Raw genomic sequence first — 14,141 nt, forward strand, 5'->3', positions numbered from 1 at the left:
CGAGGCGAAGCGGGGAACACCATGACCACACTCAGCAGGATCCGCGGGCCAGTGCGCCGCGGGCTCGACCTGGCCGGCAGCCTCGCCCTCCTGGTGGTGCTGGTCGTCGTGTCCGCGCTGGGTATGGCCGGGCTGCCCGCGCTCGGCTCCGTGCTCAACCCCGGTGACGGGGTGTGGCGCCTGTCCGCCGACGCCGGCGGCGCCAATCCCGAGGACATCACGCTGCCCGACCTCACCAAGCCGGTCACGATCTCGTTCGAGGACAACGGCCTCGCCCACGTCGACGCGCGCACCGACCTCGACCTGTTCCGGTCCATCGGCTACCTGCACGCCAGGTTCCGGCTGTTCCAGATGGACCTCACGCGCCGGCAGGCCAACGGCGAGCTCGCCGAGGTGATCGGTCCGGACGCGCTCGAGTCGGACCGGTTCGAGCGCGATCTCGGCCTGCGCCGCGCGGCCGAGCGGGACTGGAACGCCATGCCCGGCGACGACCCGGCCCGCGCCGTGCTGACCGCCTACAGCTCCGGCATCAACACCGCCATCCGCCAGCTCGGCGACGACGACCGGCTGCCGACCCAGTTCACGATGCTGGACTACGCGCCGCGCGAGTGGACCCCCGTGGACACCCTGGCGGTGCAGCGGCTGGTCGGCCAGAAGATCAGCTACGACTCGCAGGGCGTGCTGATGTCCTATGCGGAGCAGGCCCTCGGGAACAAGGTGTTCAAGGCCTGGTTCCCGGACGTGCCGGCCAACGTGCAGCACCCCTACGACAAGGGCCCGTTCACCAAGAAGCCCCTGGAGGCTCTGCCCGTCACCGCCGACCCCGGCCCGGTCGACCAGAGCAAGGGTGGCAGCGACACGGTGGGCGCCCCCGCCGCGCCCGCGCCGGCCGACTCCTCGGCCGTCGCGCTCAGCGCCGGCCTCAAGCCGCTCGAGGAACGGCTCGACCGGCTGCCCGAGGGCGCCGTGAACGCCATGGGACACAGCAACTCGTGGGTCGTGGCCGGCAGCAGGACCGAGTCCGGCAAGCCGATCCTGTCCGCGGACCCGCACCTGCCGCACAGCCTGCCGTCCATCTGGTACCAGGTCGAGGGGACGAGCCCGGGCTACCACTTCTCCGGCGCCACCACCCCGGGGATCCCGGTGCCACTGCTGGGCAAGACCGACAAGTTCAGCTGGGGCCTGACCGCGTCCCAGCGCCCGACCACGCTGTACTACGTGGAGAAGACCGACCGCGCCCGGCCGGACCAGTTCTACTGGCGTGGCGCCTGGCGCGACGTGGCCGTCATCGACGAGCCGATCAAGGTGCGCGGCGCGGACACGGAGAACCACCAGGTCCGGCTGACCGCCCACGGACCGATCCTCCAGGTCGAGGGACGGACGATGTCGGTGTGGTGGGCCGGCGTGCTGCCGAGCGACAACCTCGACAGCATCCTCGGCATGCTCAGGTCCACGACCGTCGACCAGTTCCACGAGAGCCTGCGCGGCTGGGCCACCCCGGCACTGAACTTCTCCTACGCCAACGCCGAGGGCGACATCGCGATGTTCAACGTCGGGGTCGCTCCCCAGGTCGCGAGCCACCTGCCGACGCTCCCGCTGCCCGGGGACGGGACCGCCGACGTCGTCGGCACGATCGCCTACGACGAGCTGCCGGCGTCGGTGAACCCGCCGGAGGGCTACATCGAGTCCTCCAACCAGCGCGAGGTGCCCGGCGACTATCCCTACCAGTACTCCACGTCCTACAACTTCGTGGTGCACGGCTGGAAGGACGCCGAGGTCGTCGCCCGGCTGACCGCGGGGGACAAGATCTCGCTGGCGGACTCCGCCCGGCTGCAGACCGACTGGCACGACAACAACGCCCGCCAGCTGATCCCGGCGATGCTGAAGGCCCTGGAGGGCGACAAGCTCAGCCCGACCGAGCGGCGGGTGGCCGACCTGATGTCCACATGGGACTTCAACGCGACGCCGGACGCCGTCCAGCCCGCGTTCTTCGACTCGTTCAAGAATCGGCTCTCCTGGGCGACGTTCGCGCCGTGGTGGACCCACTACCACGTGAAGCAGAACCCGGGGGAGTACCTGCTGCCGAGGAACCCCGACGCGGGCGCCTGGGCGAACGAGACCCTGCGCGCGACCGTGCTCGACTGGGTGCTGAACGATCCCGACAACCCCTTCTTCTCCACGCCGGACGGCACGAAGCGCGACGCGACCGACGTGCTCCAGGAGGCCTTCCACCAGACCGTGAAGCAGACGGTCGGCAAGTACGGCGAGGACTTCGCTGGCTGGCGGTACGACTCCTACCAGTCCGTCCTGTTCCCGTCGCTGATGGGGTTGTCCTCGCTCGACCGCGGGCCCTACCCGTGGGGCGGCAACCCGCGCACCGTCAACACCTCGGTCGGCACCCGCGACGACGAGAAGGGCAACCCGCTCAGCAACCTCGCGACCGCCGGGCCCACCTGGCGGATGGACGTCGACTGGGGCACCGGCGAGCAGGGGACCGTGTTCCCGGCCGGGCAGAGCGAGAACCCCATGTCCCCCTGGTACGACAACGGCATTCCACTGTGGATGAAGGGGAGGCTCTGGCCGATGCGCGAGGGCGAGGAGATCGAGACCGTGCACACCGTGCGATGGAAGGTGACCCCATGACAGCGTTCGAGGATCTGCCCACCGCGGTGCGGAGCCCGGCGGGAATGGCAGGCGTGGCGGCGCTGACCGCTGCCGTGACCATCGCCGGCCTCTGGGTCGGCGGGTGGTGGCCGACGGTCGTGATCGCCGCCGTGGTGACGGTGATGTGGGCCGGGAAGCGGGCGTGCGTCGCGATGCTCGGCGGCACCGTCGTGGCCTGGGTCGCGCTGGGCTTCTGGCAGAGCGGGAGCCGCGTGCTCGACGTGGCCGACCTCGTGGGGGAGCTGGCGCTGGACCAGCGCGGCCTGCGCTGGGTGGTCGTCGCGCTCACCGTGCTGTACGCGGCCGTGCTCGCGCTGGCCGGGGCCTGGGTCGGCGGCGCGGTGCGCCGGCTGGTCGTGGCGTCGCGGGTGAACCGGGACGCCGTCGCGGTGCCGGCGAGCGAGGTGGCCGACGTGGGTGACGAGATCGCCGGTGACAGGAAGGAGGCTGAGCATGTCTGAGCAGGACGACACCACGCGGTACGCCGTCGTGATCAACGACGAGGAGCAGTACTCGATCTGGGCGGTGGGCCGGGAGTGCCCGGCCGGGTGGCACGAGGTCGGCGTGGCGGGCACCAAGCAGACCTGCCTCGACCACATCGACCGGGTGTGGACGGACATGCGGCCGCTGAGCCTGCGGCGGCACATGGCGCGGGCGGCCGAGGCACGGTCGTGATCAGGTACTGCCGGGCCTACCCGGCCGCGCGGCTGGGCCCGTTCCCGGGGGCGGCCGCCGCGGTCGCCCCAGGGAACGGGCTCGTCTACCTGTGGGACGACTTCTCGGTGACCGCCGAGCCGTTCGCCGGCGCGGCCGTCCTGTTCCCCGGCGACGACGCCGACTGGCGGGCCTTCTGCGTGGACGGGCTCGGCTTCGACCCCGCCGCGGCGCGGGTCGGCGCCGGCGCCGGCCGGGTGGGGAACTCGCCGTGACCGAGCTCGGCGATCCGGTCCTCGACCACGGGCCGGTCACCGCGTCGTGGCGGGACTACGTCGCGCCGTTGCGCCGGCATGACTTCCGCTGGCTGGTCGGCGGCCAGATGCTCTCGACGCTGGGCGACATGCTGCTCGTCGTCGTGCTGCCGTTCATCGTGCTGGCCGTGGGTGACGCCGGCGACCTGACCCTCGTGCTCGCCGCACTCGGCATCGCCCGCGCGATCGGTGCCCCGATCGGCGGCGTGCTGGCCGACCGGTGGGACCCGCGGCTGGTCATGCTCGGCACCGACGTGGCCCGGGCGGCGGTGGTGCTCGGCCTGGTCGCTGTCGCAGCGAACCTCGAACAGGACGGGCTCGTCCTGTTCGGCGTCGGCGTGGCGGTTCTCGGTGCCCTCGACGGGCTGTTCCTGCCCGCGTACTGGGCGACGGTCCCCACGCTGCTGCCCAAGGACCAGCTCGCCGTCGGCAACGCGGTCGGCGAGTCGCTGCTGGTGTTCACCGTGATGGCCGGCACTCTCGTCGGCGGCCTCGTCGCGGCGGCGACGGCTCCATCGACCGTCCTGCTCGTCAACGCGGCGACGTTCGTGCTGTCGGCGTTGACGTTGCTGCGGATGCGTGGCCGGCTGGCCCGCTCCGCACCGGCCGCAGCCGCCGAGGCCGGCGGGTTCCTCGCCTTCGCCCGCGGCTCGGCGTTGTTCGTGTCGATCATGGTGATGGCGGGCATGCTGAACCTGACGTCGGCCGGAGTCATGAACGTGGCGCTGCCGGTCTTCGTCGACGACACCTCGGCAAGCGGCGAGGAGATGTTCGGCTTCCTGCTCAGCACGCACGGGGCGGGACTGCTCGCCGGCACGGTCGCGGCCGGGCTCGCCTGGCGGATGCGCCGGCGCGGTTTGCTCGCCGTCGGGCTGATGGTCGTCGACGGCTTCGCGCTGCTCGCCTTCCCGCACCTGCCGGGCATTGCCGCGCAGCTGGTGGCCACGTTCGTGCTGGGCCTGGTCGCCGGGGTGCTGAGCGTGCTCGCGGTGACGATCCTGCAGCAGACCGCGCCGGACGCGCTCCGCGGGCGGGTGATGGCGGCCCTGTCCGCGGTGACCCTCGGCGCCTACCCGATCTCGGCGACGCTCGTCGGGCTCATCGTGGTCGGCAGCGGCACGACGGCCGCGTTCCTGTTCAGCGCGTTCGGGGTGTTCGCCGCCGCTGCCATCGGGGCGGCCCGCCGGGCCGTCCGGGACGCGTGAGGTGAGCGGATGAGGGAGTCCACGGTGGAGCCACCGCCGGTCCCGGCACTCGAGGCGCCGTGGCGGATCCGCCGGGTGCGTCCGTGGGGCGCGGACCTGTGCCTGGTGGCCCGCTGGATGAGCGAGCCGCACGTGGCCGACGCCTGGCACCAGGCCTGGCCGGAGGAGCGGTGGGCCACCGAGGTCGGCGAGCAGCTCGCGGGCGGGCGTTCGGTGCCGTGCCTGGTGTTCCGGCACGACGAGGCGGTGGCCTACGTCGAGATCTACCGGCCCGCCTGCGTGCTCCTCGGGTCGTACTACGACGCGGACCCCGGCGACCTCGGCGTGCACATCGCGATTGGCGACGTCGCGAACACGGGCCGGGGCCTCGGCAGCACGCTGCTGCGTGATCTCGCGGACGGGCTGCTGACCGCCGACCCCGCCTGCACGCGGGTCGTCGCGGAGCCGAACATCGGCAACCTCGCGTCGGTCCGCGCCTTCGGCAAGGCCGGGTTCGGCCGGGACGCGCTCGTCGAGCTGCCGCACAAGACCGCCGCGCTGCTCGTCCACCGGCGCGAGCCGGGCGCGGCGACCGCGCGGCGCCGCCGCGAGCACGTCGACCTCGTCGGCGTCGGCTTCGGGCCGGCCAACCTGGCCCTGGCGATCGCGCTGCACGACCACAACCGGGACGCGGGGCCCCGGGTGGCCGCGACGTTCCTCGAGGCCCAGCCGCGGTTCGGCTGGCACCGGGACATGCTGCTCGACGGCGCGACCGTGCAGGTGTCCTTCCTCAAGGATCTCGTCACGATGCGGAACCCCAACAGCCCGTTCAGCTTCGTGTCCTACCTGCACGCGAAGAACCGGCTCGCCGACTTCGTCAACCACAAAAGCCTGTTCCCGTCCCGCATCGAGTTCAACGACTACCTCGAATGGGCGGCCGGGTACTTCGCCGAGCAGGTCGAGTACGGCGCGGAGGTCCTGGGCATCCGCCCGGTCGTGACCGGCGACCGCATCCGGGAGCTGGAGGTCACCACGCGCAGCGGCGACGGCGCCCTCCGGGTCCGTCGTGGCCGCAACGTGGTGATCGCCACCGGCCTGCGCCCGGTCCTGCCGCCCGGTGTCGTCGAGTCGGCGCGGATCTGGCACAGCGACAGGCTGCTGTCCGGGCTCGCGGAGGTGGCCGGCCGCCAGGTGCGCCGGGTGGTGGTCGTCGGCGCCGGGCAGAGCGCGGCGGAGGCGGTCGAGTACCTGCACCGGTACTTCGACGACGCCGAGGTGTGTGCCGTCTTCACCCGGGTCGGGTACTCGCCGGCGGACGACAGCCCGTTCGTGAACACGGTCTTCGACCCGGTCGCCGTCGACGACTTCTACGACGCGCGTGACGAGGCGAAACGGCTGGTGCTCAGCTACCACGCCAACACCAACTACTCGGTGGTCGACACCGAGCTGATCGAGGAGCTGTACCGCCGCAGCTACCAGGAGAAGGTGACCGGGCACCAGCGACTCCGCATGCTGAAGCTGTCCCGGGTCGTCTCCGTCACCGACTCCGGCGGCCGGGCCCGGGCGGTCGTCGAGTCGCTGGCCAGCGGCACCCGCACGGTGCTCGACGCCGACCTCGTCGTGTTCGCCACGGGATACCGCGAGGCGGACGTGTTCGGGCTGCTGGGCGAGCTGGGGGAGTTCTGTGTGCGGGACGAGCAGGGCCGGCCCCGCATGTCCCGCGACTACCGGATCGAGACGGTGGCCGGCGTCGACTGCGGGATCTACCTGCAGGGGCCGACCGAGCACACGCACGGCATCGGCTCCGGCCTGCTGTCGCTCGTCGCGGTCCGGGCCGGCGAGATCATCCGGTCCATCGCGGCCCAGCCGCGCCAGGAGCCGTTGGCCCGCAACGGATCGGCCGAGCGCGCCGGCGTCACGGAGGGAGCATGACCTTCGGTGTGGTGGGCACGGGACACAGCCTGGGCGAGGAGGTGCCGGTCGACGCTGCGGTGACCGAGTACCTGCCGGACCCGCGGGCGATCCGCGGCTGGGGCTACCGCGCGTTCCACCGCGCGCCGGCCGGGGTCGGGCTGACCGACCTCGCGGTGCTGGCCGCGCAGAAGGCGCTGGCGGGTGCCGGTGTCGCGGCGGCCGACCTCGACCTCGTGGTGCTCGCGATGTCCGACATCCCCGAGTACCTCTACTGGGACGCGGCCGCGGCGGTGCAGGCCGGGCTGGCCGCGCACCGCGCCGAGGCGGTGCTCGCCAACCAGGCGTGTGGCGGCGGGGTGACGGCGTTCGACACGGTCGCCGGCCGGTTCGCCACCCACGAGGACCATCGCGTGGCACTGATCGTCGGCGCGAACCGGGTGTGCGAGGCGTACTGCAACCGCATGGCCCTCAACACCTGCGTCAACGGCGACGGGGCCGCCGCGGTCGTGGTCCGCCGCGGCCACCCGGCCTGGCAGTGGCTCGTGACCGAGACGGTCACCGACGGGCGGCACGCGGACCTCCTGCGCCTTCCCGCCGGTGGCGCCGCGCGCCCGTTCACGGCCGGGTCCGCGGGCAGCATGCGGATCGGCAGCGCCTACGACCGGCTCGAGGCCCGCTACGGCGCCGACGTCGTGGCGATGGCCGAGTTCGCCGGCATGACGCTCCGGCGCACCCGCCAGGTGCTGGAGCGGGCGTGCGAACGGGCCGGCGTGGCGCCCGGCTCGGTCGCGCGGATCGTCCACCTCCACGACAACCTGCCCGCGCTCACCGACCTCGCGGGTGAGCTGGGCGTGCCGCTGTCCCGGACGAACGCCGACCTCGCCGCGGCCCACGGTCACCTCGGCTGCGCGGACCAGTTGCTCGGGATCGACCACCTGATCGCGTCCGGCGAGCTCGCGCCGGGCGACGTGGTCGCCCTGACGAGTGTGGGCAGCGGCATGCACTGGGCGTGCACGCTGCTCCAGGTGTGAAGGAAGGACGGGATGGACGCCGACGAGACGCTTGCCCGGCTGCGGGCGCTGACCGTGCCGGGTGCCGCGCCCGATCCGGCGGTGCTCGCCGACCTGCACCCAGACATGCACCCCGGCCTGCCGCCGGCGGTCCTCGTCGAGGCGGGTCACCTGCTCGCGGACGTGCCGCCGGAGCTGGTGCGCCGGGTGCCGGGACGGCGCATCCGCGTCGCCGTCACCGCCACGTTCACCACCGGATCGGTAGCGCCGCTGCTGCGGTTGTTGTTGCGTGCCACGGGATTCGAGCCCGATATCCTCGTGACCCCGTACGGGTCGCCGGAGGTGTACCTGTCCGACCCGGACTCCGAGCTGGCGCGGTTCCGGCCGGACGTCACCCTCGTGCTGCTGCACGACGAGGCGCTGCTGCCGGGCGACTGGTCGCCCACCGGGCTCGACGTGTTGCGGGAGCGGCTGTCCGACCGGCTGGCGATGCTGCGTGCCGCGGTCGACGGCTTCGCCGGGCGGACCACCGGTGCCGTGCTGCTGCATACCGTGCCGCTGTCCGATGTGGAGCGTAGGTCCGTCGTGTCCTACCGGGACCGGGCCGTGCTCGGCCGGGTCTGGCGCGAGGTGAACTCCGCCCTGCTGGCGATGTCGGCCGAGCCGCGGCGGTCCGTGCACGTCCTGGACCTCGAGTCGGTGCTGGTCGACCACCCGGACACCGTTCGCGACGAGCGGCTGCACGCGTTCGCGGGCATGGCGTGGTCGGCGAGCGTCGAGCTGCGGTACGCACGGGAGGCCACCGCGTTCTGCCGCGCCGTCGCGGGGCTGTCCCGCAAGGTCCTCGTGCTCGACCTGGACAACACGCTGTGGGGTGGCGTCCTCGCCGACGACGGGCCGGACGGCATCCAGCTCGGCGGAATGTATCCCGGCAGCGCCCACACGCGGCTGCAGCGCTGCGCTCGGTCGCTGCGCCGCCAGGGAGTGCTGCTCGCGGTCGCCAGCAAGAACGACCCGGGCCTCGTCGACCGGGTCCTCGCCGAGCATCCCGACATGGTGCTGCGGGCCGGGGACTTCGTCGCCCGCGCCGTGGACTGGGCGCCGAAGGACCAGAACCTCGCCCGCCTCGCGGACGGGCTCGGCCTACGGCTGGACTCGTTCGTGTTCGCCGACGACAGCCGGTTCGAGTGCGAGCTGGTCCGGCACTCGCTGCCGGAGGTGGCCGTCGTGCACCTGGGCGGCGACCCGGCGTCGTTCGTGCCCACGCTGCTCGACGCGGACCACTTCGCCGTCCTCGACGTCACGGTCACCGACACCCGCCGCACGGACCTGTACCGCGCCCGGTCGGACCGGCACCGCTTCGCGGCGTCGTTCGCCACGGCACGCGACTACCTCGCCGGCCTCGGCCTTACCGTGACCGTGCGAGAGGCCGACGAGTACGCCGTGCGGCGGCTGACCCAGCTCTCCTTGCGCACCAACCAGTTCGTGCTCGTCAAGGGCGCGCACACGGCCGCGGACACCGAGCGGTTCGCGCGTTCGCCGGACCACCTCCTGCTGGGCTTCGAGGTCGCCGACCGGTTCGGCTCGGAAGGTGCGGTCGGCGGCGTGTGGATCAGCCGGCATCCCGGCCACTGGCTCATCGAGAACCTCGTGCTGAGCTGCCGGGTGTTCTCCCGGGGTGTCGAGCACGCCGTGCTGCACTGCGTGGTCGACCGGGCGGTAGCGGCCGGTGTCACCGGACTGGAGGCGGGTCTCGTGCGCACCGACCGCAACGGGCCGGCGGCGGAGTTCATGACGGCCGCGGGGTTCACGCCCGCGGCACCGGACCGGCTCGTGCTCGCGCTGAGTCCGCCACCCCGGCTGCTGCCCGGGTGGATCGCGCTCGACGACGAGGGGGAGGTGGCCCGTGTCTGACGCGCTGCCGGACGTCATCGCGCTGGTCGCGCAGGTGACCCGCGGGCCGGAGGTCACGGCGGCGTCGCGGTTCGGCTCGCTCGGCAACTGGAGCAGCCTGGCCGCGCTCCGGCTGCTCGCGCTGGTCGAGCAGCGGTGCGGGGTCTCGCTGGACCTGAGGCGGTATCTGGCCGTCGAGACCGTTGGGGAGCTGGCGGAGCTGATCACCGCCGGCCGGCGTTAGGAGCCTGTCTTGTCCACTGTGGAGCATCAGCCGGCGGGGGACGTGGCCACCACCCACCTGTGGCGGGTCAACGGCCGGGAGCGGTCGGTCGACGCGGCGGCCGGGGAGGCCGCGCTCGACGTGCTGCGCGACGGGCTGGGGCTCACCGGCGCGAAACGCGTGTGCGGCACAGGCGTGTGCGGGGCCTGCGCCGTCCTCGTCGACGGCGAGCCGGTGCCGAGCTGCCTGCTGCCCGCGGACGCGGTGGCCGGCCGGGAAGTCCGCACGGTGGAAGGGATCTCGGAGGCACCGGGCCTGCATCCGGTGCAGCGGGCCCTGCTCGCCCTCGACGGCATCCAGTGCGGTTACTGCACCCCCGGGTTCGTCGTCACCGCGGCGGCGTTCCACGACCGGTGGCGCGCCGACACCGCCGAGCCGCCCTCGGTCGACGACGTCCGGGCCGCGCTCGCCGGCAACCTCTGCCGGTGCGGCGGGTACCTGCGCATCGTCGACGCCGTGCGGCAGGCCTGCGCGGGCCGGTACGACACCGGTCCACTCGAGCCGGTCCGGCCCGAGGCCACCGCCAAGGCCACGGGTGCGGCCGTCTACACCACCGACGTACGCCTCACGGGCCGGCTCGACGGCGTCCTCGTCACCTCGCCGCACGCGCACGCCGTCGTGGTCGCGGTCGACGACACGGCGGCCGGGGCGGTGCCCGGCGTCCGCGCGGTGGTCCGGCTGGTCGACGACGGCGGCCGGGTCCGCTATGCGGGCCAGGAGGTCGCGGCCGTCGCCGCGGACTCCGTCGCCGCCGCCCGCGCAGGTGCCGCTGCGCTCCGGGTGAGCTACGAGTCGCTGCCGTTCGCCGCCGCGCCCGCGCTCGGCGACGAGGCGCCGGGCACGCCCAGGGTCTACGACGGCGACCACCGGTCCGCGCCGTCGGCCGGCGAGGTCCCGGTCCCGTTCAGCAGGTGGGCGTGGGCGGGCAACGTCCGGTCACCGCGGCCGCGCCCGCTGGGCCGGGCCGCGCGGGAGGCCCGGGCCGCGCAGCGGGTCTTCGCAGGGCCGGGCGACGAGGTGGCCGCGACCTTCACGACGTCGGGCCAGACCCATGTCCCGCTGGAGCCGCACGCGTGCGTGGCCTGGTGGCGGGACGACGGGCTCGACGTGTACCTGTCCACCCAGGCCGTCAGCCTGTCCGCCGCGATCATCGCGCGGCGCTGGCGGTTGCGCCGGGACCGGGTCCGCGTGCGGGCCGAGCACGTCGGCGGCGCGTTCGGGGCCAAGCAGACGCTCACCGCGGAGGCGGTGGCCGCGATCGAGCTGTCCCGGGCCACCGGCAGGCCCGTTCGCGTCGTCCTCGATCACGCCGCCGAGCTCACCGTGGGCGGGCACCGGCCACCCGCCGCCGTGCGGGTGCGGCTGAAGCTGACCGAGGACGGTGGGCTGGCGGCGCTGTCGGTGGTGGCGCACGCGGGTACCGGGGTCGCCGTGGGCTCGGACATCGCGAAGATCGCGGGCCTGGCCTACCCCGGCGTGCCCCGCGAGCTCGTCGACCACAGCGTCGTGTCGCACACTCCGCCGGGCAAGCCGTTCCGCGCGTCGAGCGGACCGCCCGCGTACTGGGCGATGGAGCAGGCGGTGGACGAGGCCGCGGGCCTGCTCGGCGTCGACCCGCTGGACCTGCGGGTCCGCTGGGACACCGGCGCGGTGCGTACCCGGCTCTACGACTGGGTCCGGGACGCCACCCCGTGGCCGGACCGGGAGAGCAGGACGGTGACCCGGGGTCGGCTACGCCGGGGGTTCGGCCTCGCGGCCGCGAGCTGGTTCTACTACCTGCAACCGAGAACCCGGGTGCGGGCGGAGGTGGCCGGCGGTCGGATCGTCGTCGACCTCGCGGTGGCGGAGGTCGGTACCGGCGTCCGCGGGCTGCTGGCCACGATCTTCGCGGAGGCCTTCGGCGTCGACCGGTCCGAGGTGTGCACCCGCACCGGCGACTCCCGGTCGACGCCGGGACCGCTCGTGGCGGGCAGCAGCGTCACCGCGTCGGTGGTCCCCGCGGCGCACGACGCGGTGACGAAGCTCCGGGCGCGGCTGGCCGTGATCGCCGCCCGGACGTTCGGCCTCGCGGACGCCCGCGCCGACGCGGGAGGCGTCCGGCACGCCACCGGTTTCCTTCCCTGGCGGGAGGTTCTGCGCGTGGCGCCACCGGTCTCGGTCGTGGGCAGGCGGCCCAGGGACAAGGGCCCGCGGCCGTCGCCGTGGTACTCGCCGTTCTTCGGCCAGGGCCGGGGCCTGCCGAGCGTGGCGCAGGTCAGCGAGGTCGAGGTGGACACGGAGACCGGGGTGGTGCGGGTGGTCCGGACGTGGTGCGGGCTGGCGGTGGGCCGCGCGGTCCGGCCGGTGACCGCCGTCTCGCAGTGCCACGGCGCGGTCACGCAGGCAATCGGGCAGACGCTGTACGAGGAGCGGCGGGTCGACCCGCACACCGGGGTGACGCTGACCGCCAACCTCGAGGACTACCCGATCCCCGGCGTGGCCGACGTTCCCGACCTCGACGTCGCGTTCGTCGACGGCGGCTTCGACCACGTGCCGCTCGGCGCCGTGGGGCTGGCCGAGGTCGCCGGGCTGGCCACGCCGGCGTCGATCGGCAACGCCGTCCACGCGGCCACCGGCCGCCGGTACCGGTCGCTGCCGCTGCGTCCACACGTGATCCTGGGGGAGGACCGATGACGATCCGGCCGACGGACCTCGCCACCGCCGTCGCGCTGCGCGGCCCGTACCGGGCGGGCGGTGTCGACGTCGCCGGCCGGGCCGGCGGCGGCTGGGTGGACCTCGGCGCGCTGACCGCGCTCCGCGGCATCGAGGCGGACGGGTCCGGCCTCACCATCGGCGCCACCACCACCCTGCGGGAGCTGGAACGCAGCTCACTGGTACGGGCCACCCACCCGATGCTCGCCACCGCCGCGGCCGCCGTCGCGAACCCGAACGTCCGCGCGCTCGCGACGGTCGGCGGGAACCTGCTGCAGGGCCCGCGGTGTGTCTACTTCGCACACCCGGACATCGCGTGCCTGCGCAAGGGCGGCACCGATTGCCCTGCCCGACAGGGATTCCAGGAGGGCGTGGTGTGCTTCGACACCACGCCGTGCGTCGCGCCGCACCCGTCGACGCTCGCGACCGTGCTGGCCTGCCTCGGTGCCGTCGCGCACGTCGAGGGCCGGGGTCCCGTCGCCGTGGCCGAGCTCGTCGCCCACCGACCGCGTGACGGCGAGTTGCTGACCACGGTGACCGTGCCGCCGCCGTGGTCCGCGGAGCGCTCCCACTACCTGCGCGTCACCGCGCGCGGCCAGGCGGACTGGCCACTCGTGGAGGTCGCCGCCCGCGCCCACGGCGACGAGGTCGTGCAGAGCCTCCGCCTCACCGCGGGTGCCGTCGCGGCCACCCCGCTCCGGCTGACCGCCGTCGAGCGGTACCTGGTCGGCAGGCCACCCACACCGGACGGGCTCCGGGCGGCGGCCCGGCTCGCTGCCGCGGATGCGAACCCGCTGGCCGGATCGGCCCACAAGGTCGGCATCCTCCGTGCGGCCGTACTGGATGCTCTCAACGGCTGCTGGCACCCGTCCGGCACCCCTACACTTCCCGCATGACGGCCAGCGACGCCGAGATCCGGATCAGCAACGCCGAACGGGACGAAGCCGTCTCGACCCTCGGCCTGCACCTGTCCAGCGGCCGGCTGGAGCTCGACGAGTTCGACGAGCGCTGCGGGCGGGCCACCGCCGCGCGCACCCGCGGTGACCTGGAGGCGCTGTTCAGCGACCTGCCCGCACCCCACCCCGACCTCAGCTCGGCCACCCCTCCGCGGGCGCTGATCCAGAAGGCGGGCCAGCTCGTCAGCAACCCCGCGGGCGCCAAGCGGTCGAAGGAGGTCGTGGAGACGCCCGCCAGCAAGGCACTCGAGATCGTCGCCGGGATGAGCGTCATGCTCGGGGTGCCCGCGGCGATCCTGCTGACCGTCTTCCTCGGCGCGTGGTGGGTGTTCATCCCGGTCGGCCTGGTGCTGATCGTCGCCGGCGCGGCCAGCGAGGCCGCCAAGAAGCCGAAGCCGGAGAGCTGAGCGGCGATATCTGCCCGAAAAGAGCTCGATGTCGAATTGCGGGTAATTCCCAGAATAGTGGGATAAAACGGACCTTGCTTTCTTGTTGATCGAGAGGGAAACTCTCGCCGGGTCTGTTGCGATCACCTATGGGCAGGCCCGTTTTCCTGCGCGGTCCCCGTCCGGCGTTTC

General features: G+C 73.6%; 12 protein-coding genes. All 12 read left to right on the plus strand.

The genetic code is table 11. The annotated features are described in order from the left end of the window. Positions 1–21: 21 nt before the first annotated feature. The 12 genes from VGD70_RS08480 to VGD70_RS08535 are packed head-to-tail and all read left to right on the plus strand — an operon-like array spanning position 22 to position 13,970. On the plus strand, positions 22–2,643 hold the full coding sequence (locus tag VGD70_RS08480) for a penicillin acylase family protein (protein WP_331079839.1): 2,622 nt from the start codon (positions 22–24) through the stop codon (positions 2,641–2,643). Further along, the gene (locus tag VGD70_RS08485; protein WP_331079841.1) at positions 2,640–3,125 is read left to right on the plus strand and encodes a hypothetical protein; all 486 of its coding nucleotides are present in this window, start codon (positions 2,640–2,642) and stop codon (positions 3,123–3,125) included. Before VGD70_RS08480 ends, VGD70_RS08485 begins: the two co-directional genes overlap by 4 nt. Next, the gene (locus VGD70_RS08490) at positions 3,118–3,339 is read left to right on the plus strand and encodes an MbtH family protein (RefSeq protein ID WP_331079843.1); all 222 of its coding nucleotides are present in this window, start codon (positions 3,118–3,120) and stop codon (positions 3,337–3,339) included. Before VGD70_RS08485 ends, VGD70_RS08490 begins: the two co-directional genes overlap by 8 nt. Continuing rightward, entirely contained in the window at positions 3,336–3,593 is a 258-nt protein-coding gene (locus VGD70_RS08495; RefSeq protein WP_331079845.1) for a hypothetical protein, read from the plus strand. Before VGD70_RS08490 ends, VGD70_RS08495 begins: the two co-directional genes overlap by 4 nt. After that, positions 3,590–4,837, plus strand: coding sequence for an MFS transporter (locus VGD70_RS08500; RefSeq protein ID WP_331079847.1), 1,248 nt, complete (start codon positions 3,590–3,592; stop codon positions 4,835–4,837). Before VGD70_RS08495 ends, VGD70_RS08500 begins: the two co-directional genes overlap by 4 nt. Positions 4,838–4,846: 9 nt before the next feature. Then, the gene (locus tag VGD70_RS08505; protein WP_331079849.1) at positions 4,847–6,748 is read left to right on the plus strand and encodes a GNAT family N-acetyltransferase; all 1,902 of its coding nucleotides are present in this window, start codon (positions 4,847–4,849) and stop codon (positions 6,746–6,748) included. Continuing rightward, positions 6,745–7,761, plus strand: coding sequence for a 3-oxoacyl-ACP synthase III family protein (locus VGD70_RS08510; protein WP_331079851.1), 1,017 nt, complete (start codon positions 6,745–6,747; stop codon positions 7,759–7,761). The genes VGD70_RS08505 and VGD70_RS08510 overlap by 4 nt, the downstream gene beginning before the upstream one ends. A 12-nt stretch (positions 7,762–7,773) precedes the next feature. Further along, entirely contained in the window at positions 7,774–9,654 is a 1,881-nt protein-coding gene (locus VGD70_RS08515) for an HAD-IIIC family phosphatase (protein WP_331079853.1), read from the plus strand. After that, positions 9,647–9,877, plus strand: a complete 231-nt coding sequence (locus tag VGD70_RS08520; protein WP_331079854.1) for a phosphopantetheine-binding protein — start codon at positions 9,647–9,649, stop codon at positions 9,875–9,877. The genes VGD70_RS08515 and VGD70_RS08520 overlap by 8 nt, the downstream gene beginning before the upstream one ends. Before the next feature lie 18 nt (positions 9,878–9,895). After that, positions 9,896–12,589, plus strand: a complete 2,694-nt coding sequence (locus VGD70_RS08525) for a molybdopterin-dependent oxidoreductase (RefSeq protein ID WP_331079933.1) — start codon at positions 9,896–9,898, stop codon at positions 12,587–12,589. Then, a complete protein-coding gene (locus VGD70_RS08530; protein WP_331079856.1) occupies positions 12,586–13,503 on the plus strand; it encodes an FAD binding domain-containing protein in 918 nt (305 codons plus the stop codon). The genes VGD70_RS08525 and VGD70_RS08530 overlap by 4 nt, the downstream gene beginning before the upstream one ends. Further along, a complete protein-coding gene (locus VGD70_RS08535; protein ID WP_331079858.1) occupies positions 13,500–13,970 on the plus strand; it encodes a DUF1707 domain-containing protein in 471 nt (156 codons plus the stop codon). The genes VGD70_RS08530 and VGD70_RS08535 overlap by 4 nt, the downstream gene beginning before the upstream one ends. The last annotated feature ends 171 nt before the right edge of the window (positions 13,971–14,141 follow it).

It is taken from the genome of Actinophytocola sp. (assembly GCF_036402745.1).
Taxonomy (GTDB): domain Bacteria; phylum Actinomycetota; class Actinomycetes; order Mycobacteriales; family Pseudonocardiaceae; genus Actinophytocola.

Excerpts from the sequence above, each read along its gene's own strand:
- VGD70_RS08480 (WP_331079839.1), top strand. The coding sequence starts at position 22 with ATGACCACACTCAGCAGGATCCGCGGGCCAGTGCGCCGCGGGCTCGAC.
- VGD70_RS08485 (WP_331079841.1), top strand. The coding sequence starts at position 2,640 with ATGACAGCGTTCGAGGATCTGCCCACCGCGGTGCGGAGCCCGGCGGGA.
- VGD70_RS08490 (WP_331079843.1), top strand. The coding sequence starts at position 3,118 with ATGTCTGAGCAGGACGACACCACGCGGTACGCCGTCGTGATCAACGAC.
- VGD70_RS08505 (WP_331079849.1), top strand. The coding sequence starts at position 4,847 with ATGAGGGAGTCCACGGTGGAGCCACCGCCGGTCCCGGCACTCGAGGCG.
- VGD70_RS08510 (WP_331079851.1), top strand. The coding sequence starts at position 6,745 with ATGACCTTCGGTGTGGTGGGCACGGGACACAGCCTGGGCGAGGAGGTG.
- VGD70_RS08515 (WP_331079853.1), top strand. The coding sequence starts at position 7,774 with ATGGACGCCGACGAGACGCTTGCCCGGCTGCGGGCGCTGACCGTGCCG.
- VGD70_RS08530 (WP_331079856.1), top strand. The coding sequence starts at position 12,586 with ATGACGATCCGGCCGACGGACCTCGCCACCGCCGTCGCGCTGCGCGGC.
- VGD70_RS08535 (WP_331079858.1), top strand. The coding sequence starts at position 13,500 with ATGACGGCCAGCGACGCCGAGATCCGGATCAGCAACGCCGAACGGGAC.